Origin of the sequence: Caballeronia arationis, assembly GCF_001544975.2 — a bacterium.
Lineage (GTDB): Bacteria > Pseudomonadota > Gammaproteobacteria > Burkholderiales > Burkholderiaceae > Caballeronia > Caballeronia arationis.
Map to the genome: position 1 here is coordinate 70,282 of NZ_FCOG02000012.1, position 20,272 is coordinate 90,553.

Annotated in this window: 17 protein-coding genes; 8 read left to right on the plus strand and 9 right to left on the minus strand. The window is 64.7% G+C overall.

Annotated features, from left to right (window positions below; all coding sequences use genetic code 11):
* Window positions 1-386: 386 nt before the first annotated feature.
* The 3 genes from zwf (at window position 387) to AWB81_RS09700 (ending at window position 4,688) form a co-directional block, all read left to right on the plus strand.
* Window positions 387-1,856, plus strand: coding sequence for a glucose-6-phosphate dehydrogenase (gene zwf, locus AWB81_RS09690; protein ID WP_062634584.1), 1,470 nt, complete (start codon window positions 387-389; stop codon window positions 1,854-1,856).
* A gap of 218 nt (window positions 1,857-2,074) precedes the next feature.
* Complete coding sequence (gene pgl / locus AWB81_RS09695; RefSeq protein ID WP_062634586.1) at window positions 2,075-2,785, plus strand: 6-phosphogluconolactonase; 711 nt, start codon at window positions 2,075-2,077, stop codon at window positions 2,783-2,785.
* A complete protein-coding gene (locus tag AWB81_RS09700) occupies window positions 2,766-4,688 on the plus strand; it encodes a bifunctional transcriptional regulator/glucokinase (protein WP_062634588.1) in 1,923 nt (640 codons plus the stop codon). The genes pgl and AWB81_RS09700 overlap by 20 nt, the downstream gene beginning before the upstream one ends.
* A 449-nt stretch (window positions 4,689-5,137) precedes the next feature.
* On the opposite strand, the gene AWB81_RS09705 is transcribed toward AWB81_RS09700, so the two are convergent.
* The 4 genes from AWB81_RS09705 to AWB81_RS09720 form a co-directional block, all read right to left on the minus strand.
* The gene (locus tag AWB81_RS09705) at window positions 5,138-6,301 is read right to left on the minus strand and encodes a porin (protein ID WP_062634590.1); all 1,164 of its coding nucleotides are present in this window, start codon (window positions 6,299-6,301) and stop codon (window positions 5,138-5,140) included.
* A 569-nt stretch (window positions 6,302-6,870) separates the two neighbouring features.
* Window positions 6,871-7,650 carry an ABC transporter ATP-binding protein gene (locus tag AWB81_RS09710; protein WP_062634592.1) on the minus strand — a complete coding sequence of 260 codons (780 nt, stop codon included), beginning with the start codon at window positions 7,648-7,650 and terminating at the stop codon, window positions 6,871-6,873.
* 16 nt (window positions 7,651-7,666) lie between these two features.
* Complete coding sequence (locus AWB81_RS09715; protein WP_062634594.1) at window positions 7,667-8,380, minus strand: ABC transporter permease; 714 nt, start codon at window positions 8,378-8,380, stop codon at window positions 7,667-7,669.
* Window positions 8,381-8,395: 15 nt separating this feature from the next.
* Window positions 8,396-9,082 (minus strand): ABC transporter permease, encoded by a 687-nt coding sequence (locus AWB81_RS09720; RefSeq protein WP_062634596.1) that lies wholly within the window; start codon window positions 9,080-9,082, stop codon window positions 8,396-8,398.
* Window positions 9,083-9,508: 426 nt separating this feature from the next.
* On the opposite strand from AWB81_RS09720, the gene AWB81_RS09725 reads away from it, so the two are divergent.
* On the plus strand, window positions 9,509-10,207 hold the full coding sequence (locus AWB81_RS09725) for a pirin family protein (protein WP_062634598.1): 699 nt from the start codon (window positions 9,509-9,511) through the stop codon (window positions 10,205-10,207).
* 74 nt (window positions 10,208-10,281) lie between these two features.
* On the opposite strand, the gene AWB81_RS09730 is transcribed toward AWB81_RS09725, so the two are convergent.
* A complete protein-coding gene (locus tag AWB81_RS09730; protein ID WP_062634601.1) occupies window positions 10,282-10,872 on the minus strand; it encodes a Spy/CpxP family protein refolding chaperone in 591 nt (196 codons plus the stop codon).
* 231 nt (window positions 10,873-11,103) lie between these two features.
* Between AWB81_RS09730 and AWB81_RS09735 the strand changes: the two genes are divergently transcribed.
* The gene (locus AWB81_RS09735; RefSeq protein ID WP_062634603.1) at window positions 11,104-11,826 is read left to right on the plus strand and encodes a response regulator; all 723 of its coding nucleotides are present in this window, start codon (window positions 11,104-11,106) and stop codon (window positions 11,824-11,826) included.
* Window positions 11,810-13,162, plus strand: coding sequence for an ATP-binding protein (locus tag AWB81_RS09740; protein ID WP_062634605.1), 1,353 nt, complete (start codon window positions 11,810-11,812; stop codon window positions 13,160-13,162). Before AWB81_RS09735 ends, AWB81_RS09740 begins: the two co-directional genes overlap by 17 nt.
* 29 nt (window positions 13,163-13,191) lie before the next feature.
* Here the strand turns inward: AWB81_RS09740 and AWB81_RS09745 are convergent, their stop codons facing one another.
* Complete coding sequence (locus AWB81_RS09745) at window positions 13,192-13,455, minus strand: double-stranded DNA-specific endonuclease (RefSeq protein ID WP_062634607.1); 264 nt, start codon at window positions 13,453-13,455, stop codon at window positions 13,192-13,194.
* A 120-nt stretch (window positions 13,456-13,575) separates the two neighbouring features.
* On the minus strand, window positions 13,576-15,261 hold the full coding sequence (locus AWB81_RS09750; RefSeq protein WP_062634609.1) for a sensor domain-containing diguanylate cyclase: 1,686 nt from the start codon (window positions 15,259-15,261) through the stop codon (window positions 13,576-13,578).
* A gap of 569 nt (window positions 15,262-15,830) precedes the next feature.
* On the opposite strand from AWB81_RS09750, the gene AWB81_RS09755 reads away from it, so the two are divergent.
* Both AWB81_RS09755 and AWB81_RS09760 read left to right on the plus strand, forming a co-directional pair.
* A complete protein-coding gene (locus tag AWB81_RS09755; RefSeq protein ID WP_062634611.1) occupies window positions 15,831-17,582 on the plus strand; it encodes an ABC transporter permease in 1,752 nt (583 codons plus the stop codon).
* A 30-nt stretch (window positions 17,583-17,612) separates the two neighbouring features.
* The gene (locus AWB81_RS09760; protein WP_062634737.1) at window positions 17,613-18,956 is read left to right on the plus strand and encodes an ABC transporter ATP-binding protein; all 1,344 of its coding nucleotides are present in this window, start codon (window positions 17,613-17,615) and stop codon (window positions 18,954-18,956) included.
* A gap of 66 nt (window positions 18,957-19,022) precedes the next feature.
* Here the strand turns inward: AWB81_RS09760 and AWB81_RS09765 are convergent, their stop codons facing one another.
* Window positions 19,023-19,532: a hypothetical protein gene (locus tag AWB81_RS09765; RefSeq protein WP_062634739.1), complete on the minus strand. Its 510-nt coding sequence runs from the start codon at window positions 19,530-19,532 to the stop codon at window positions 19,023-19,025.
* A complete protein-coding gene (locus tag AWB81_RS09770) occupies window positions 19,529-20,083 on the minus strand; it encodes a hypothetical protein (RefSeq protein WP_062634613.1) in 555 nt (184 codons plus the stop codon). Before AWB81_RS09770 ends, AWB81_RS09765 begins: the two co-directional genes overlap by 4 nt.
* Window positions 20,084-20,272: the final 189 nt, after the last annotated feature.

A 20,272-nucleotide genomic window follows, 5' to 3' on the forward strand; every position in this document is an offset into this window, starting at 1 on the left:
AGCCGGCAGACCGGGACGCGGCCGAACGGCTCTCAAGAGATGAGTAGTCTGAATCGCAACGGTTGTCTCCTCTTTTGATTCTGCTTGAGCCCCGGGCCGCCGATGAACGCACGGCGCTCTGACGGCGCGAAGGCTAGAGGCTGCCGGAAGCTTTTTGCGCACCACGGCGCGCAAAAAGCGCCTGTCCGCACGGTCCGCTAACATGCGAAACGCCGGCCCGGCGCCGACCTCGGGAAAACGCTCATCTTCTGATTGACATAAGCTTTTTATTCCGGGATGACATTACCTCTTGATTTGGATTGTAGTTAAACTACAATTCAGTGTCAAAAATATTTTTATCGGACTACGGTCCCGAACAGGGTCCCTGAGTGGGACGACGGAGACACATGCAAACCGACTCGAATTTCATCTTCGTGCTCTTCGGCGGAACGGGCGATCTTTCGATGCGCAAGATCCTGCCGGCGCTCTTCGAGGCGCACCGCGCAGGGATGCTCGCGCCGACAGGAAAGATTCTCGCCGTCGCACGCGGCGTGGAAACGCGCGCGGCCTATCTCGAATGGGTCGAGGAGCATGTGAAGCCGCACGTCGCGAAACACGGCGCGGGCAGCGTGGATGCCGAGGCGTGGTCGGGCTTTCTCGCGCGCGTCGAGTACGTGCACATCGACCTCGGCAAGCCGGAGGACTTCCGCATCCTGCGCGACGCGGTCGCGGAGCATGACGGCATTCGCGTCTTCTATCTCGCCACCGGGCCGTCGCTTTTCGTGCCGATCTGCCGCGCGCTCGCCGATGTCGGCCTGAACCAGAACGCGCGCATCGTGCTGGAAAAGCCGCTCGGCTATGACCTGGAATCGTCGAATGCGATCAACGACGCGGTCGGCGAGATCTTCCAGGAAGAGCAGATCTACCGGATCGACCACTATCTCGGCAAGGAGCCGGTGCAGAACCTGCTCGCACTGCGGTTCGGCAATGCGCTCTTCGAGCCGCTCTGGCGCCGCGAATGGGTGGAGAGCATCCAGATCACGATTGCGGAAGAACTCGGCGTGGAAGCGCGCGGCGATTTCTACGACAACACCGGCGCCCTGCGCGACATGGTGCAGAACCACCTGCTGCAGCTGCTTTCCATCGTGACGATGGAGCCGCCGCACTCGATGGATTCCGACTCCGTGCGCGACGAAAAGCTGCGCGTGCTGCGCGCGCTCAAGCCAATCGATCCGCGCGACATCAGCCGGGTCGCGGTGCGCGGCCAGTATCACGCGGGTGTGATCAAGGGCGCTTCGGTGCCGGGGTACGCGACCGAAAAGGGCGTGCGTCCCGACAGCCGCACGGACACTTTCGTCGCGCTGAAGGTCGAGATCGAAAACTGGCGCTGGGCGGGCGTGCCGTTCTTCCTGCGCACGGGCAAACGGCTCGCGGACCGTGTCGCGGAGATCGTCGTGAATTTCCGGCCGGTGCCGCACTCGGCGCTCGGCGCTAACGCGCTCCGAGCGGGAGCCAACCGCCTCGTGATCCGCCTGCAGCCGAACGAGACCATTCGCCTCTACTGCCTCGCGAAGCAGCCGGGCGAAGGCATGAACCTCGCGAGCGTGCACCTCGACCTCGCATTCGACCAGTTCTTCCGCGAAGGGCAGATGGAGGCCTACCAGCGCCTCTTGCTCGACGTGATCCACGGGCGCCTCGCGCTCTTCGTGCGGCGCGACGAGCAGGAAGCGGCGTGGCGCTGGGTCGAGCCGATCCTGAACGAGTGGGAAGTGTCGCCGAAGCCGCCGAAGCCTTACGCGGCGGGCACGTGGGGACCGGCGGCATCGAGCGCGATGCTGGCGCAGCACGGCACTTGCTGGCTGGAAGAAGAGAACTGAGGCCGCGCATTTTGAAAAACGGTGAAGCTTGCCAATCGAGACGACAATAGCAACAGATCGATGACGACGCGCTGACAGCAACACGACAAGAGCGAGCCGAAGACGGCAACAGGACGACGGCACGCAACGCAAGCGCGCGAGACCAGAGCCGGGGCATGACCCGCCGCCGTACCACGCGGCGGGCTGATCAAATGAAAACAAAGCAGGATGGAGGAGCAGTGATCGAGCTTCACACTTTCGACGACCCGCGCGCCCAGTCGGACGCGCTGGCGAAAGCCGTGGGCGACGCGTTAAAGGCGTCGCTGGCGGCTCGCGGCGCCGCGTCAGCCGACGCCGCCTATCATGCAACGCTCGCCGTCTCCGGCGGCACGAGCCCGCGTCCCTTTTTACAGACGCTCTCGGGCGAACCGCTCGACTGGGCGCACATCGACGTGACGCTCGTCGACGACCGCTGGGTGCCGGAAACGGATTCCGCGAGCAACGCTCGCCTAGTGCGCGAGACGCTTCTGCAAAACGCGGCGAGCGCGGCGTATTTCTGGCCGCTCGTCGACACGTCGGATTCGCTCGAAACGCATATCGCCGACCTGAACGGCGACGCGCAGCGCCGCCTGCCCGATGTCGCCGTGCTCGGCATGGGCGAGGACGGCCACACCGCGTCGATTTTCGCGGACGCGCCCGAGTGGGATGTCGCGATCACCACCGCCGACCGCTTTGTCTCGGTGCATCCGGGAAGCGCGCCGCATGCGCGCGTGAGCCTGTCGATGTCGGCGCTGAGACAAATCGGGCAGGTCGGCCAGCTTTATCTGCTGATCGCGGGCCAGAAGAAGCTCGACGTGTTGAACGCGGCCCTCGCCGCGCCACAAAAGAACGCCATCTCGACGTTGGCCAATGCTCAGGGAGTCAAGCTCGATGTCTACTGGTGTGCATAGCAAGGCCGCGCCGGCCGGCAGCCAGCATGCTGACGGACCGAGACTCCTCGCCGACGTCGGTGGCACCAACGCGCGCTTCGCGCTCGAAACGGCGCCCGGCGAGATCGGGCAGATCCGCGTGTACCCGGCGGCCGACTATCCGGGCATCGCGGAGGTCATGCAGCAGTATCTGAAGGACACCAAGGTCGGCCGCGTCAATCACGCGGCGGTCGCGATCGCGAATCCGGTCGACGGCGATCACGTTTCGATGACCAACCACGACTGGAGCTTTTCGATCGAAGCGACGCGCCGCGCGCTCGGCTTCGATACGCTGCTCGTGGTCAACGACTTCACCGCGCTCGCGATGGCGCTGCCGGGCCTGACCGACGCCCAGCGCGTGCAGGTCGGCGGCGGTTCGCGGCGGCAAAACAGCGTGATCGGCCTGCTCGGACCGGGCACGGGCCTGGGCGTCTCGGGCCTGATTCCCGCCGACGACCGCTGGATCGCGCTCGGCAGCGAAGGCGGCCACGCCAGCTTCGCGCCGTCGAATGAAGACGAAGACCTGGTGATGCGCCATGCGCGAACCAAGTGGCCGCATGTGTCGTTCGAGCGCGTCGCGGCGGGGCCGGGGCTCGAACTGATCTATCGCGCGTTCGCGGAACGCGACGGCATCGCGGTGGCTGAATCGGTGAACAGCGCCGACGTGACCAAGCGCGCCCACGACGGCGAGGCGCTCGCGCTCCAAGCGGTGAACTGCTTCTGCGGCATTCTCGGGACGTTCTCGGGGAACATCGCGGTGACGCTCGGCTCGCTCGGCGGCATCTATATCGGCGGCGGCGTGGTGCTCAAGCTCGGCGAACTGTTCTACAAGTCGCCGTTTCGCGAGCGTTTCGAGGCGAAAGGGCGCTTCCAGCAATATCTGTCGGGCGTTCCGACCTATGTCATCACCGCTGAATATCCGGCGTTTCTCGGCGTTTCCGCGATTCTCGCGGAGCAGTTGTCGAATCGCGCGAACAGCGGCTCGTCGGCGGTGTTCGAGCGCATCCGCCAGATGCGCGACGCGCTCACGCCCGCTGAGCGGCGCGTCGCCGATCTCGCGCTGAACCATCCGCGCTCGATCATCAACGATCCGATCATCGACATCGCGCGCAAGGCCGACGTCAGCCAGCCGACGGTGATCCGCTTCTGCCGCTCGCTCGGCTGCACCGGGCTCTCCGACTTCAAGCTCAAGCTCGCGACGGGCCTCACGGGCACGATTCCGGTGAGCCACAGCCAGGTGCATCTCGGCGACACGGCCACCGATTTCGGCGCGAAGGTGCTCGACAACACCGTCTCGGCAATCCTGCAATTGCGCGAGCATCTCAATTTCGAGAGCGTCGAGCGCGCGATCGACATCCTGAACGGCGCGCGGCGCATCGAGTTCTATGGCCTCGGGAATTCGAACATCGTCGCGCAGGACGCGCACTACAAGTTTTTCCGCTTCGGCATTCCCACGATCGCTTACGGCGATCTCTACATGCAGGCGGCGTCCGCTGCGCTGCTCGGCAAGGGCGATGTGATCGTGGCGGTGTCGAAGTCGGGCCGCGCGCCCGAATTGCTGCGCGTGCTCGAAGTCGCGATGCAGCAGGGCGCAACGGTCGTGGCGATCACGTCGAGCAACACGCCGCTCGCCAAGCGCGCGACGGTGGCGCTCGAAACGGATCACATCGAAATTCGCGAATCGCAGCTTTCGATGATTTCCCGCATCCTGCATCTCGTCATCATCGACATCCTCGCGGTCGGCGTGGCGATCCGGCGCGCGGCCCCGAAGCCGGGAACAAAGCTCAACGAGACGGTCGCGAAGATGCGCGATGCGGACAACGACGAAACCGGTGCCGTGCTCGACTGGCTGAGCCACGGCGCTTCGGGAGCCGCGCGGGACTGAGCGCGCGGTTCGAGTTTGTCAAAGGCCGCAAATGCAAAGGCCGCCGGTGCGAACCGGCGGCCTTTGTCGTTGGACGTCTTACGTGGCGGCCAGGAAACGATGAAGTGCCGAACGCAAGCCGTGGAGGTGAGGGCGCTGGTGCATGGAAGCCTCGTCTCTGATGGATCCGCGAGGCTGGATGGCGGGCACACCCACGACTAGCTGAGAATTCCTAAATCGAAGGCTTGAGCCTTATGACATCCAATGGCGCGCGGCGGCGTTGCGGACAAGGTGCAAGGGCACGATGCGCAGGCGCATTCAGCGCGTGCGGCCGGCCAGCCGACACGCATTCGGACGTTCCGAAGCCCCAATAAAAAACGGTGCGATACCCTTTCGGGCACCGCACCGATACGCGCCTCTCGCAGCAGCGTGAAAACTCTCTTAAAGCTCTTTTCTGTCAGACCCGTCGATTAGAACGAGTGCTGGATACCTGCGTACACGCCGGACTGGCTGTGACCCGGCAGCGGGTTGTCGGTCGCGGCCGACGTACCGAAGTTGTTGGCATTCAGGCCGTAGTTAGCCGACTTGCTGTTTTGCACCGTCGCAACCTGGATGTCGAGCAGCGTGCGCTTCGACAGGTTGTACGAGCCGCCGACCGTGTACAGCGTCGCATTGCCCGCGCCGTTGTTGGCGTTCGAGTGGTAGACCGCAGCGATCAGCGCCGCTGCCGGCGTTGCTTGCCACGTCACGCCGCCCCATTCGTGGTCGATCGTCGTCGGCTGGCCGGGCAGCACATTGTTCATGCCCGAACTGCGGATCGCCTGGTAGGCGCCCTGGACCTTGAACTGGCCCAGGAACACGTTGAACGCCGCCGTGTATTCGCGCGAGTAGCCGTACACGCCGTTGCCGTTGGCGTTGCCACCCGTTGCATTGGCGCCGTTGAGCGGGTCATAGACGCCGCCGAGCTGGCCGTTCGACGGGTTGCGGATTTCGTCGTACATGCCGCGGATCTGGAAGAGCGCGGACGTGTACGTCAGTTGCAGACCGCCTTCACGGCCTTGCGGCGTGCTGCCGTTACCGTTCCAGTTCGTCGCGTTCGACAGTGCGTACTGGCCGTACACGTCGAAGCCGTACCACTTCGGCGACTGATACGAAATGTTGTTGCTCGATTGCGGCCAGTTGCGGCCACGCACCAGCGACGCCGACGACCAGTTCGACTGGCCAAACGGATCGAAGTCCCACACGCCGTTGGCGATGAAGAGCTCACGGCCCAACAGCAGCGTACCGAAGTTGTTGTTGGCAAGGCCGACCGTCGCCCAGCGATTGAAGATGCCGTTGTTGCCCGGGCCCTGACCCGTCATGGTGTTGAAGCTGCCTTCCAACTGGAACACGGCCTTGTAGCCGCCACCCAGGTCTTCGACGCCCTTCAAGCCCCAGAGGCTCGTGCCCCAGTCGCCGCTTTCAGCGCGGAAACGGTGCGTGCTGCTGGTGGCGGGACCATTGGCGGGACCTTGCGGAACGCCCGTCATGTATTCGAGCCCCGCGTCCAGGCGACCGTACAGCGTCACGCTGCTCTGAGCGTGGGCCGCAACGCCGAACGTCAGCAGCGATGCCGCGAGCAAAGCTTTCTTCATCATCTCCTCCAACCCTGTCAAAAAAAAGGAACCCAAGTGCTGCCGTATGGCGCGATGCGGGAGCATCGAACCGGAAATCGTTTTCAGAGGGACACGCGCGGGCAGGTGCGCCCTGGTTGATCCGCGCTGGCCTGGACGCGGACGCGACTGCCGACCGTTGGGTTCGGTGTCTCCTCAGTTCTTTTTGAAGTAAAACTACTTTTTGTGAACTTCCTTTTGGTACTTTGATTACTAATTTATCAAAATACGTTTTGGGCGCCAAAGAAATTTGCGGTTTCCCACACATGTGTCTCGAAAATGCAATGCCGCTGTGCCCTGCACGAGACGCGCGGCCTATCGGAATTCGCCCAAAGCCTTACGGCGTAAGGGCTTTATGAAGATGTAAGCTTTAGGTCAAGGATTGACTCTATTGACTGGCGTCCGATAGGCAGTTAGGCCTTGAAAGCCGCCTCCGACGATTCTCCAGCGGGTTGCGCAGACATGAAAAAAGCGCCTTGCGGCGCTTTTTCCCGGGTCAGGCAACGCGTGCGGTGGCGCGCGCGATTACAGGAACTACAGAATTGCGGGCTTCACTCGAGGCTGCCGGACAGGAACTGCCTGAGCCGCTCGCTTTTAGGCGCACCGAAGACTTCCTGCGGATGGCCTTCTTCCTCGATGCGCCCCTGATGCAGGAACACGACGTGATTCGACACGTTGCGCGCGAATGCCATCTCGTGCGTGACGACGATCATCGTGCGGCCTTCTTCTGCGAGCGTCTGCATCACTTTGAGCACTTCGCCGACGAGTTCCGGGTCGAGCGCCGAGGTCGGTTCGTCGAAGAGCATGACGTCGGGATGCATCGCGAGCGCGCGGGCGATCGCGACGCGCTGCTGCTGCCCGCCCGACAGGTGCGACGGATACTGCTTTTCCACGCGCGGCGCGAGTCCGACCTTCTCCAGATACGTGCGCGCGCGCTCCTCGGCTTCCTTCTTCGGCAGCCCGAGCACGTTGACGGGCGCCTCCATCACGTTTTCCAGCACGTTCATGTGCGACCACAGGTTGAAGTGCTGGAACACCATCGAGAGCTTCGAGCGTACCTGCCGCAACTGCTTCTGGTCGGCGACCTTCAGTGCGCCGGCCTTGTCCTTCTGCGTGCGGACCTCGACGCCATCCATGAAGATGCGCCCCCGGTTCGGCTGCTCGAGGAAATTGATACAGCGCAGCATCGTGCTCTTGCCCGACCCGGACGAGCCGATGATGCTGATGACGTCGCCGGCTTGCGCCCTGAGCGACACGCCCTTCAGCACCTCGTTCTCGCCGTACTGCTTGTGGAGGTCGTCGACGAAGAGCTTTTGTCTCTGTGCATTCATGTGCGGTCCTTGCGGCTTATTTACCCTGCGGCCGCAGGTACGCGAGCCAGCGATACTCGGCGCGGCGGAACAGCCACACGAGCGCGAACGAAATGACGAGATAAAGGAGCGCGGCGATGCCGAACGCCTCGAACGACTTGTACGTCGCGGAATTGACGTCGCGGGCAATCTTCAGGATGTCGGGCACGGTGGCGGTGAAGGCGACCGTCGTCGCGTGCAGCATCAGGATCACTTCGTTGCTGTAGTAGGGCAGCGCGCGCCTGAGCGCCGACGGCAGGATCACGCGCCGGTAAAGCGTGAACGACGACATCCCGTAAGCCCGCGCCGCCTCGATTTCGCCGTAGGGCGTCGCCTTGATCGCGCCGGCGAAGATTTCGGTGGTGTACGCGCAGGTGTTGAGCGTGAACGCGAGCAGCGTGCAGTTCATGCCGTTGCGGAAGAACTCGTTGAGCAGCATGTGGTCGCGCACGACCTGCAGGCTGTAGAGCCCGGTGTAGCAGAGCAGCAGCTGCACATAGAGCGGCGTGCCCCGAAACACATATGTATACAGCCACACGCCGCGCGACAGGAACTTGTTCTTCGAGACGCGCGCGACCGCGAGCGGAATCGACAGACAGAAGCCGAGCGCGATCGAGATGACGAGCAGCCACATCGTGATGGCGAGGCCGGTGATGCGGTAGCCGTCGGTGAAGAGATAGTTCTTCCAGTATTCCTGGATGATTTCGAGCATGAGGTCCGCCGCTTTTTATAGGTCTGCCTTGCGCACGCCGATCGAATAACGGCGTTCCAGCCAGATCAGCACGAGATTCGACACGGTCGTGATCACGAGATAGATCGCGCCCGCGAGCAGCGTGAAGAAGAAGAACCGCAGCGTGCCCTTGCCGGCGTCCTGCGAGGCCTTCACGACGTCGGCGAGGCCGATGATCGAGACGAGCGCCGTCGCCTTCACCATCACCTGCCAGTTGTTGCCGATGCCGGGCAGCGCGAAGCGCATCATCTGCGGGAACATGATCCGCGAGAAGGTCTGCCACGGCGTCATGCCGTAGGCCGCGCCCGCTTCGAGCTGGCCGCGCGGCACGGAAAGGAACGCGCCGCGGAAGGTTTCGGTGAAATACGCGCCGTAGATGAACCCGAGCACTAGAATGCCCGCGAGGAACGGGTCGATGTCGATCTGATCCCAGCCGAGCAGGTCAGTCAGATTGTTCAGCCAGATCTGGATGCTGTAGAAGAGCAGCAGCATCAGCACTAGGTCGGGCACGCCGCGGATGAGCGTCGTATACAGCGTGCCGATCCCCGACGTGATGCGGTTTGCCGACAGTTTCGCCGCCGCGCCGATCAGGCCGATCACGAAAGCGAACGCGAGCGACAGCACCGCCAGTTTGACGGTCTGCCAGGTGCCCGAGAGAATCAGCGGCCCGTAGCCTTGAAGCATGGTGATTCCTTGATGACGTGCGGTTAGTCCGCGGTTTGCCGCATGACGGGGGGTCGCTTCGGCCGCCCGCTTTCGCGGTGTTTCGGCGCCGCGGCTCCGTCGCGTGCGCCCGGTCGGCCAAGGCCTGCGAGCGTCGGTATTCTAGGCGTCCAAAATTGGGGTACGGCGTTTTTGCTCCGTGCCAAGGCGCGTCGAAGGCTTCGTCGCGCCTCCTCGCGGCCTGTTGCAGCACGGTCTCAGCAGCAAAACCCGGGTCAGCCGCCACGAAAAGCGCAGCATTTTACCCGAAGCCGTCCGCCGCGCGAGCGAACCCGGGTTTGTCCGATTACCTGCATTTTCAGGACGGTGTAGTGCCGCCGGGCCCGTTGTTCGGGGACTGGCTCGCCCTTACATTGGATGCATCGCAAAACCAACCGGAGAAACGGGATGTTCGAGATTCGTCGCGGCAATGAACGGGGTCATGCCAACCACGGCTGGCTCGATTCGTATCACACGTTTTCGTTCGCGGATTACTACGATCCGGAGCACATGCATTTCGGCGCGCTGCGCGTGATCAACGAGGATCGCGTCGCGGGCGGCAAGGGCTTCGGCACGCACGGCCATCGCGACATGGAGATCATCAGCTACGTGCTGGAAGGCGCGCTCGCGCACCGCGACAGCATGGGCAACGGCTCGACGATCCGCCCGGGCGACGTGCAGCGCATGAGCGCCGGCACCGGCGTGCGCCACAGCGAATTCAACGGCTCGCACGACGAGACTGCGCACTTCCTGCAGATCTGGATCATTCCGGATGCGCCGGGCGGCGCGCCGGGCTACGAGGAAAAGCGCTTCGACGACGCCGAGAAACGCGGACGCCTGCGCCTGATCGCATCGCCTTCCGGACGCGACGGCGCGGTGAAGCTCGGTGCGGATGCCGAGATCCACGCGGGTCTCTTCGACGGCGACGAGCGCGCCGAGTTCGACGTGCCCGCCGGGCGGCGCGTGTATGTGCACGTGGCGCGCGGGGTGGTGTCGGTGAACGGCGAAAAGCTGCAAGCCGGCGATGCAGCCAGCATCGAGGATGTATCGAAGGTGACGCTCGAGCACGGCGACAACGCCGAAGTGCTGCTGTTCGATCTGGCCTGAAACACGCGCAGGGCCAAAACAAGAAGCCGCGGGAGCGATCCCGCGGCTTTTTTCATGGGCGGAAGATTCCCGCGTTACGGCTTGGTGGTGGGCGCCGCGCCGCTCGCCGCGCCTTCGCCCGGCGCACCGCGATGATTGCTCCAGCGCTCATGCATCTTCTGCTCGTGCTCGTGCATCTTTGCGAAGTGCTTCTTGAGCGCCGAGCTGACGGTCGTCTTCTGCTGGTCGTTCAGCGAGTTGTAGAAGTTGAGCCACGCGGTGGCCGTCTGCTCGCGCAACTGCGCGTTCTGTTCTTCGATCTTCTGATGCGCGGCGTGCATCGCGTTCAGGTCGAGGATCGGCTGCTGCGCCATCGACTTGAACTGCTCGCGCATCTGCTTGTGGCTTTCGCGCATCGCCGTGTGGTTCTGCTTCATCGTGTCGAGCGCGTTCTGCCACAGCTTTTCCTGGTCGGCGTTAAGCTTCAGTTGCCCGTGCAGCTCGTTCAGCTGCTTTTGCATGCGCATTTCCATGCGATGTCCGCCGGGACCGCCAGGGCCGCCCATGCTCATGCCGGGACCGCCGGGCGGCGGCGCGTCGGCGGCGGGCGTGGCGGCGTTGGCGGCGCCGATCGTCATGGCGAGCGCAGCGGCGGCGACGGCGAGGATTCGGGATTGCTTCAGCATCGTGGACTCCTTTATTGATGTACGAGGCCGAGTCGGCGAAGCTTGGGTAGAGGTGAACAAGACTCACGCCTTCGGTAAGACACAGCGTAGAGTTTCCTCACAACGGCCGTGTTACGGCGAGCGTCGTGCTTGTTACGCCGGTTTACGAGCCGCTTTCGCCGTAACACCCGGTAACCCTTTGCGGCGCGTTCGCCGCCAATCCGGCGAAGGCCGCGCGTTAAACTTGCCTCCATGACTACTCAAATCCTTGTCGTCGATGACGACGCTGAACTTCGCGATCTCCTGCGCGACTATCTGGTCCGGCAGGGCATCGAAGTGTCCGTGCTGCACGACGCCGGCGCGCTCGAGCGGCGCATCGAGCGCGAACGCCCGGATCTCATCGTGCTCGACCTGATGATGCCGGGCGTCGACGGCCTGACCGCCCTCAGAAAACTGCGCGCTTCCGGCGACGACATCCCGGTCATCATGCTGACCGCGCGCGCCGACGACGTGGACCGCATCGTCGGCCTGGAACTCGGCGCGGACGACTACCTCGGCAAGCCGTTCAATCCGCGGGAACTGCTCGCGCGCGTGCAGGCGGTGCTCAGGCGGCGGCGCACGATTCCGTCGGCGGCGCCCGAGCAGCGCGAGCCGTTCTCGTTCGGGCGCTTCAGGCTCGACTTCCAGTCGCGCACGCTGCAGCAGGACGACAAGCCGATCACGCTCTCGGGCAGCGAATTCGCGCTCTTGAAGATTTTCGTCAACAACCCGATGCGCACGCTCACCCGCGAACGCCTGCTCGAACTGCTGCACGGCCCGGAATACGACGGCACCGACCGCGGCATCGACGTGCAGGTGTGGCGTCTGCGGCGAATCCTGGAAACCGACCCGTCCGCGCCGCGCTTCATCCAGACCGTGCGCGGACGCGGCTACGTGTTCGTGCCCGACGGCGAGCAAAATGCGCCGGCCCATTGATTCGCTGTTCGGCCGACTGGTCCTGCTCGTCATCGGCGTGCTGGTCCTGTCGCATGTGGCGTGGTTCGCGGTGATCCGCGTCGAGCGCGACAACAACCAGACGCGCTACGCGGTGGAAGAAGCCACGTTCCTCGTCGATGCGGTGCGCCAGCACGTCGCCAATTCGCCGAACCAGCCGCTGCCGTCGCGCGTGCGGGTCGTCTCGGTGGATAGTCCCGACGTGCCGAAGCCGCCGCCCGTATCCGGCGACGAGGACGTTCCGCCGCCGATGGGCCGCTTTCTCGAAGACCTCCGCGACCGCCTGCCGGACGGCACCGAAGTGCGTCTCGGCGAACCGGGCGCGCCGCCGAGCATCTGGGTGAAGGGCATCAAGGACACGGACTGGATCGTCGTGCCGGTGCAGCCGCTGCGCCCGCCGCGGTCGCGCGACCGGATGCTTGTGTGGCTTGCGATCATCTTTTCGACCGCCGTGATGGCAGCGCTGCTCGCTGCATGGCAGTTACAGCAGCCGCTGCGCTCGCTCGCGCAGGCGGTCGCGCGCTTCGGCCGCGGCCAGCCGACGCCGCCCGTGCCCGAACGCGGCCCGCGCGAACTGCGGCAGCTGACGCACGGTTTCAACCAGATGGTCCGCGAGGTCTCGCAGACCGAAAACGACCGCGCGGTGATGCTGGCGGGCGTTGCGCATGACCTGAAGACGCCGCTCGCGCGCCTGCGGCTGCGCGCCGAGATGATGGAAGAGGCGAAGCTGCGCGACGGCGTGGTGCGCGACGTCGATTCGATGGCGCATATCGTCGACCAGTTTCTGGTGTTCGCGCACGATCGCGCCGATGGCAGCGAGCCGATCGAAGTGGATCAGCAGTGCGAGAAGATCGCGCGGACCTATCGCGCGGTGGCGCCGGGCGCCCAGCCGGTTCAGACGCGGCTCGAAGCCGGTCCGGACTTCGTGCTGCCCGCCGCGACGCTAGACCGTGTTCTGTCGAATCTGCTCGACAACGCCCACGCATACGGCGCGCCGCCCGTCGTGATCGAGACCTCGCGCGGGGCAAACGGCTGGAAATTGCGGGTGGCGGACCACGGCGGCGGCATCGCGCCGGACGATCTCATCAAGGCCAGCCGGCCGTTCGTGCGCCTCGATCCGGCGCGCGGCGGCAGCGGCCACAGCGGGCTAGGTCTTGCGATCGTCGAGCGGCTCGCGCGGCGCGCGGGCGGAGAATGCGAAATCGGCAATCACCAGGGCGGCGGACTGCAGGTGTTGATGACGTTCCCGTTCGATGTCGCGACGCGCCCCGTCGCCGAGCGGCGGGTGGGCTCGCACCGCGAGGAACGGGCGATCTGAGCGGGTTTGAGTAAGAGTGCGTCGGACCTTCAGTCGAAGAGCGTTTCCAGCGCGGAGGCGGCTTCGCTGTCGACGGTGTTGTAGGTCACGGTGGACGCCTCGAAGATGTAGTGGGTCGTGTACTTGCCGAGCCGCCCGAGAATCTCTTCCTGGATGACTTCCGGCGCGACGTCGATCTTCAGGAACCAGGCGGTCGATGAAAGCCGGGTCTGGAACGAGCCATACTCGGCGAGCAGGTGGTCGAATGCTTCAGCGTCCTGATCGCGGCAGACGATGACCAGATTTCCCTTCATGCAAACCTCCAGAGGACAGCGGCGTCGGATATCGAACGTCGATGATACCTGCTGCGCGTCGAGCGCGTCCGGAGGCGGTTTTGTGGCGCGGCGAAGGGTTCTTTTCGGCCTGCGCGGCGGTCATTTGCCGGTGAGCGAGTTTTCCGGCCGCCGCGCGGGCGGCATGGAATCGGCGGGGCGGACCTCGCTGCGATCGCGGCCGCGCGATTTGGCTTCGTAGAGTGCCAGGTCCGCGCGGCTCAGGATCCATTCCGTTGCGTCGCCCTCGGCCAGTTCCGTGATGCCGATGCTCACGGAAAGCGCGGCTTCCTCGGGGAGATGCGCGCAATGCTCGTGGTGGAAGCGCTTCCTCAGGCGTTCGAGCACGGCCTGCGCGTCGGCGAGCGACGTCTGTGGCAGCAGCAGCCCGAATTCCTCGCCGCCAAGCCGGCCGATCGCATCGCTCGGGCGAAGCTGCGCGCGGCACACTTCCACGAAATGCTCGAGCGCCCGGTCTCCGGAAGCGTGTCCGAAACGGTCGTTGATCTGCTTGAAGTAGTCGAGATCGGCGATCGCGACCGACAGCGGCGTGCCCGCCGCACGCGCCAGTTCCACCTCGTGACGCAGCGTGTCGAGGAAATAGCGGCGCGAGAGCGCGCCCGTCAGCGCGTCGTGGCGCGCTTCCGCCGAAAGCAGGGTATTGGCGGCCTGCAACTGCTCGGCGAGATCGCGCGTTGCCCGGTGCAGGCGCCGCTCGCGCGAGTACGACGTCGCGATCACGGTCGCGAGCGCGACGATCCCGAGCATCGTCAGGAACACGAGAATGCGGTCGCGGCTGTGGTTGCGCGTGAGGTCGGGCCAGCTCGTGAGCGGATGCACGATATGCGCCGAGAGGCCCGAATTCAGGCCCGTGCGTTCGTCGTAGAGGGCGGGCGTCGAACTGCCGTTCGCCGAATAGAAGGAATTCGCGACCGCGCTCGGCAGCCACTTCTCGGTCGCGCGGATCTGCTCGCCGACACGCGCGACGTGCAGTTGCGGAAACGCTTCACGACGATAGTGATCGACGCGCTCCTCGACCGTCATCTTCGTGACCGGCGCATCGGGCAGCGCTTCGTATTCGAGCCGGCCGTCGTGCGCCATCACGACGACGCCGTTCTCGTCCGTGACGAAGGTGCCCGCGCGCGACACCCAGTGCCGCAGCCGGTCGATGCTCACCTTCGCGATCAGCGCGCCGACGAGAAAGCCGTCGTCGTAGACGGGCGCCGCGATGAAGATGCCCGGCTCGCCCGACAGCCGTCCGACGCCGTACATCTCGACGAAACCACCGAGCAGCGCGCGCGCCACGTAGCCGCGCCCGCTCATGTCGAAGCCGATGAAGCTGTTGTCGTCGGTTGCGTTGCTCGACGCGACGCACACCCCCTGATCGTTGACGAGCCAGACCGAATCCAGCCCGGAAAAGCCCTGCGCGTCGTGCAGGAAGTTGTTGACCTTGACGAGTTCGGGGCGCGCCATCCAGTCGGCGCGGCGCTCGGATTCCGTCGCGGGAGGCTTCGAGGCATAATGCCGCGACTCGACGAGCGCATGCTGCATCAGGTCCATCTGGGCCAGCGTGGCGGGAATCGCGCGCGACATCGCCAGGTCGCTCGCGATGATCTGCGCCATGTTGTCGACGATCGATGCCGCCATCTGGCGCTCCGCGCGTACCGTGGCGGACATTTCTTGTTGTACCATTCGGTCCGACAGCGCGCCGGCCGCGACCCAGCACGCGCATGCGAGCAACGCGAGGGCGAGCGTCGCGGTCACACGGTGCAAGGTTGTCTTGTTCATCGATCCTCTAGTCGCGAAGGGCGCATCGGCCGGACAATTCTTCTTTTAGCAGACAAGCCACGATTGGACGATGTTTTTGTCCGCCTATCAAGCGTCTTGTCGGTCCGGGCGGAGGAGAACGACAAAAAAGCCGGTTTTTGCCGCTGCTGCAAGCCTGTTTTCGCATTTCCGGCGCGCCGCGTGCCGACCGGTCGTGCGCGCGGGGCCGCTTTCGAACGGGCGCGCACGGACACGTTCCTCGCCGACGTTTCGTCTTGTTCTGGCATTGGCCTTCATTTTGCCTCGCATGTGCCGATGAGCAACAGTCGCCGCGCGTCGTCCGCGGTTGTGCCTGTCACGAAGGTTGGTGTAGTGTCGATCGGTTCGAAATCAGCAAGACGCGTGGCCGGCGTTTCGGAAAGCGGCGCGACAGGCTCGCGGGGAAAGAAGCAGGACAGAAACGCTCAACCGATGCATCCGCTTACCCGCCGACGGCTTCCTGGAACTACGCGGCATGCGCCGCCCGAGCACTCGAGCAAGATCCCGCGCCGCGCGCGGGCAGCAATAGAAGCCTCACGGGGAGGGCCCTGATGGATTTTGGTTTCAATCTGAATCGCATGGCGAACGCGTCGGCGTGGCGGCTCCTGCCCAATCGCTGGGACTTCGTCGCGTTCCCGATGATCATCTGCATCATCGCGCTCGCGGCCGTCGGTTTTCACGAGACGATGGCGCCGATCTCGACCCTGCAAAGCCAGGCGATTTCGCTCGATCCGTCGAACCTGCCGGAATACGCGCTGCGCACCACGCTGCGCATGCTGGCGGCAATGGTCGCCTCGCTCGTGTTCACGCTCGTCTACGGCACGCTCGCGGCGAAGAGCCGGCGCGCGTCGCTCGTGCTCGTGCCGGTGCTCGACATCCTGCAGTCGGTGCCGGTGCTCGGCTACATTTCGTTTACCGTCACCTTCTTCCTCGCCCTTTTCCCGGGCCGCGTGATTGGCGCCGAGTGCGCCGCGATCTTCGCGATCTTCACGAGCCAGGCGTGGAACATGACGTTCAGCTTCTATCAGTCGCTGCGCACGGTGCCGCGCGACCTCGACGAAGTCTCGCGCGGCTTTCATCTCACCAACTGGCAGCGCTTCTGGAAGCTCGAAGTGCCGTTCTCGATGCCGGGCCTCATCTGGAACATGATGATGTCGATGTCGGGCGGCTGGTTTTTCGTGGTCGCGTCCGAGGCGATCACGGTCGGCAATCGCACCATCGTGCTGCCGGGCATCGGCGCGTATCTGGCCACGGCCATCGGCGAGCGAAATCTCGGCGCGATCGGCTGGGTGATCCTGACGATGACCGTCGTGATCCTCGCCTACGACCAGTTGATGTTCCGGCCGCTCGTCGCGTGGGCCGACAAGTTCCGCATGGAGACGACGAGTTCGGGCAATGCGCCGGAGTCGTGGCTGCTCGACCTGATTCGCCGCACCCGGCTGATTCACCGGCTGCTCGTGCCGGCCGGCTGGCTCTTCGCGAAAGCGGCGCGCGTGCCGCTGAAACTGCCGTCGCTTCAAGGCGTGCGCCTGTCGCTGCCGAAGGCCGCGTCCTCGACGCGCGCCGGCGACATCACGTGGGCCGCGGTCGTCCTGCTGGTGACGGCGATCGTCGTGTGGAAGGTGACGGCCTTCGTGATGACGGGTGTCACGTGGCATGAAGTGGGGCACGTGTTCGTGCTCGGGCTGATCACGCTGTTGCGCGTGGTCGTGCTGATCGCGATCGCTTCGGTGATCTGGGTGCCGGTGGGCGTGCTGATCGGGCTGCGTCCGGCTCTGGCGGAGAAGATCCAGCCCGTCGCGCAGTTCCTCGCGGCCTTTCCGGCGAACCTGCTGTTTCCGGTATTCGTCGTCGTGATCGTGAGGTTCGACCTGAACCCGGACATCTGGCTCTCGCCGCTGATCGTGCTCGGAACGCAGTGGTATATCCTCTTCAACGTGATCGCGGGCGCGACGTCCTATCCGAACGACTATCGCGAGGCCGCGACCAACTTCCAGATCAAGGGCTGGCAGTGGTGGCGCCAGGCGATGCTGCCGGGCATTTTCCCTTACTACATTACCGGCGCGATCACGGCCTCGGGCGGCGCGTGGAACGCGAGCATCGTCGCGGAAGCCGTGTCTTGGGGGCAGACGAAGCTCGTCGCGCACGGTCTCGGCGCCTATATCGCCGAGACGACCGCCGTCGGCGACTACCCGAAGATCATTCTCGGCATCGCCGTGATGTCGCTCTTTGTCACGCTGTTCAACCGACTGCTGTGGCGCCCGATGTATGCGTACGCCGAAGCGAAGCTCCGGCTGGATTGAGGACGAGTTCCGATGCAGAACGTGAAGAACATGCAAACGCCCACGCAGCAAAACACCGCGACGTCGACCGCCGCGCCGTCAGGTCCGCGCCTCGGCAGCGAAATCCTGCGCGTCGACAACGTGAGCCGCGGCTTCAACAAGACGCAGGGCGAACTGCTCGTGCTCGAAGACGCGAACTTGTCGCTGCGCGAAGGTGAGATCGTCGGCCTGCTCGGGCGCTCGGGGTCGGGCAAGTCCACCTTGCTGCGGATCATCGCGGGGCTGATCGAGCCGACGGCGGGCGAAGTCACCTATCTGAACGAGCCGTTACGCGGTCCGGCGAAAGGCGTCGCGATGGTGTTCCAGACTTTCGCGCTGTTTCCCTGGCTGACCGTGCTGCAGAACGTGGAAGCCGGTCTCGAAGCGCAGGGCGTCGGCGCGCGCGAGCGGCGCGAGCGCGCGCTTGCCGCGATCGACCTGATCGGCCTCGACGGTTTCGAGAACGCGTATCCGCGCGAGCTGTCGGGCGGCATGCGCCAGCGCGTGGGCTTCGCGCGCGCGCTCGTCGTCGATCCCACGTTGCTCCTGATGGACGAGCCGTTTTCCGCGCTCGACGTGCTGACCGCCGAGAACCTGCGCACCGATCTGCTCGATCTCTGGACGCAAGGGCGCATGCCGATCAAGTCGGTGCTGATCGTCACGCACAACATCGAGGAAGCCGTCTTCATGTGCGACCGGATTCTGGTGCTGTCGTCGAATCCGGGACGCGTGATGGCCGAGATCAAGGTGCCGTTCAAGCATCCGCGCAACCGGCTCGACCCGGCGTTCCGCCGGCTCGTCGACGACATCTACGCAAAGATGACCGCCCGCAAGCTCGGCGAGGCGACGAAGAAGGGGCTCGAGCTCGGAAGCTGGCTGCCGAACGTGTCGACGAACCTGATGGCGGGTCTGATCGAAACGCTCGCCGCCGATCCGTACCACGGCCGCGCCGACATGCCGGAGATCGCGCGTTCGCTGCATCTCGAAGTGGACGATCTGTTTCCGGTGGCGGAAGTGCTGCAGCATCTCGGTTTCGCGGACGTGCGCGAGGGCGACATCTTCCTCACGCCGCCCGCGCGCGTGTTCGCGGAGTTCGGCACGCAGGAGCGCAAGATGATGTTCGCGGAGCATCTGCTGCGGCACATTCCGCTTGCCGCGCGAATCCGCAAGGTGCTGAACGAGCGCCCGGGGCATCGCGCGCCGCGCGTGCGCTTCGAGCAGGAGCTTGAGGACTTTCTCTCCGACAAGGCCGCCGAGGAGACGCTCGACGCGGTCATCACATGGGGACGTTACGGCGAGATCTTCTCGTATAACGACCAGACGGAGATGCTGAGTCTGGAGGACGTGGAATCCTGATTCCTGGCTTCGTCGATATAAAAGGCGGCTCGCGTTGAGCCGCCTTTTTTCATGAGCGAGCCGAATCTACTGAAGATTCCCCCACCGCTCGACGGCCGGTTCCGCCGAAGCCCACTTCCAGCCGCCCGGGTCCTTGCAGGTCGTCGCGAGGAACCAGCTTTGCGGCGCACCGGCCTCGTCGCCATCAACTACCGAGAACGCGAACTCGCGGCACTGCGCAAGCGCGCTGTTGAATTCGCGCAGCACGCGCACGTCGCCATGACCGTTCTCGACCGGCAGCGTGTGCTTCACGTTCCACGGCCGCGTCTCGCCGATCGTCGATGCACCCGCCGTCACCGCGATCGCTTCCTGCTGATCCTTGTGCAGCGACTTCATCACGCGCTTTACGGCTTCGTCTGTCGCGGCCTGCACGACAATGCCGACGCCGATGCCGACCGCCGGATTGCTCGTCACCACGCCGGTGGCAAGACCCGCCGCCGCGCCGCTCGCCGCGCCAATCGACGACGACGCGCACCCGCTCACGAACGCGCAACTCGCAGCCGCGGCCGCGAATGTCAGGACGAGGCGCCCGGTCATTGCAGCGCGCCCCAGCGCGGCGTCGCCGGTTCCGCCGACGCCCACTTCCACTTGTTGCCGTCGCGGCAGACCGAGGCCACGTAGAAGGCGGTGTCGGCGGCGCGGTTCTCGGTCGCCTCGCGATCGACGGAGAACACGATTTCCTTGCAGTCGAGCGTGCCGCTGCTGATCGTGCGGCTCACGGTGACGCGGCCTTTCTCGTCTTCCTCGATGGGCACCGAGTGCACCGCCTTCCACGGCGCGACGGCGCCGACCGTGAGCGGCCCGGCGGCGTTCGCGATGCTGTCCTGGGTATTGGTGTGAACGACGCGCTGCGAGTACTGCACACCCGCGCGAGCCGCGGCGACCGCGCCCAGGCCGATGCCGGTGGCGACCGCTGCGTTGTTGGTGATGGAACCTGCGATCGCGGCGCCCGCGATACCGGCGCCGGCGGTGGCGCCTTCGCTATAGAGCGAGTTGCAGCCTGTAAGGCCCGAGCACGCGATGGCGCCAGTGAGGATCGCGGCCAGCGCGACGGCGCTCGAACGGCGCCGTTGAACCAATGTCTGCATCTTGCTTTTTTCCTTCGTCTGCCTGTCTTTATTCTTTCGATGTGGCTGCGAGCCTGCCAGGGGCCTTTCGATAAAGCTCGGAACCCTAAGCAATCCGCTTGCCCGGGCATTTTGAAGCAAGCGATGAATAGCGCAAAAAGGAAAATTGCAAGAAATTGCAAATGGAGGACACGGCGTGCGCAGCTTCGC

Bases quoted from the DNA above. Each gene is read 5' to 3' on its own strand.
- zwf (WP_062634584.1), top strand. From the start codon at position 387: ATGCAAACCGACTCGAATTTCATCTTCGTGCTCTTCGGCGGAACGGGC.
- AWB81_RS09700 (WP_062634588.1), top strand. From the start codon at position 2,766: ATGTCTACTGGTGTGCATAGCAAGGCCGCGCCGGCCGGCAGCCAGCAT.
- AWB81_RS09730 (WP_062634601.1), bottom strand. From the start codon at position 10,872: ATGCTGAAGCAATCCCGAATCCTCGCCGTCGCCGCCGCTGCGCTCGCC.
- AWB81_RS09770 (WP_062634613.1), bottom strand. From the start codon at position 20,083: ATGCAGACATTGGTTCAACGGCGCCGTTCGAGCGCCGTCGCGCTGGCC.
- AWB81_RS09705 (WP_062634590.1), bottom strand. From the start codon at position 6,301: ATGAAGAAAGCTTTGCTCGCGGCATCGCTGCTGACGTTCGGCGTTGCG.
- AWB81_RS09740 (WP_062634605.1), top strand. From the start codon at position 11,810: ATGCGCCGGCCCATTGATTCGCTGTTCGGCCGACTGGTCCTGCTCGTC.
- AWB81_RS09760 (WP_062634737.1), top strand. From the start codon at position 17,613: ATGCAAACGCCCACGCAGCAAAACACCGCGACGTCGACCGCCGCGCCG.
- AWB81_RS09710 (WP_062634592.1), bottom strand. From the start codon at position 7,650: ATGAATGCACAGAGACAAAAGCTCTTCGTCGACGACCTCCACAAGCAG.
- AWB81_RS09735 (WP_062634603.1), top strand. From the start codon at position 11,104: ATGACTACTCAAATCCTTGTCGTCGATGACGACGCTGAACTTCGCGAT.
- AWB81_RS09745 (WP_062634607.1), bottom strand. From the start codon at position 13,455: ATGAAGGGAAATCTGGTCATCGTCTGCCGCGATCAGGACGCTGAAGCA.
- AWB81_RS09725 (WP_062634598.1), top strand. From the start codon at position 9,509: ATGTTCGAGATTCGTCGCGGCAATGAACGGGGTCATGCCAACCACGGC.
- AWB81_RS09715 (WP_062634594.1), bottom strand. From the start codon at position 8,380: ATGCTCGAAATCATCCAGGAATACTGGAAGAACTATCTCTTCACCGAC.
- AWB81_RS09750 (WP_062634609.1), bottom strand. From the start codon at position 15,261: ATGAACAAGACAACCTTGCACCGTGTGACCGCGACGCTCGCCCTCGCG.
- AWB81_RS09720 (WP_062634596.1), bottom strand. From the start codon at position 9,082: ATGCTTCAAGGCTACGGGCCGCTGATTCTCTCGGGCACCTGGCAGACC.
- AWB81_RS09765 (WP_062634739.1), bottom strand. From the start codon at position 19,532: ATGACCGGGCGCCTCGTCCTGACATTCGCGGCCGCGGCTGCGAGTTGC.
- AWB81_RS09755 (WP_062634611.1), top strand. From the start codon at position 15,831: ATGGATTTTGGTTTCAATCTGAATCGCATGGCGAACGCGTCGGCGTGG.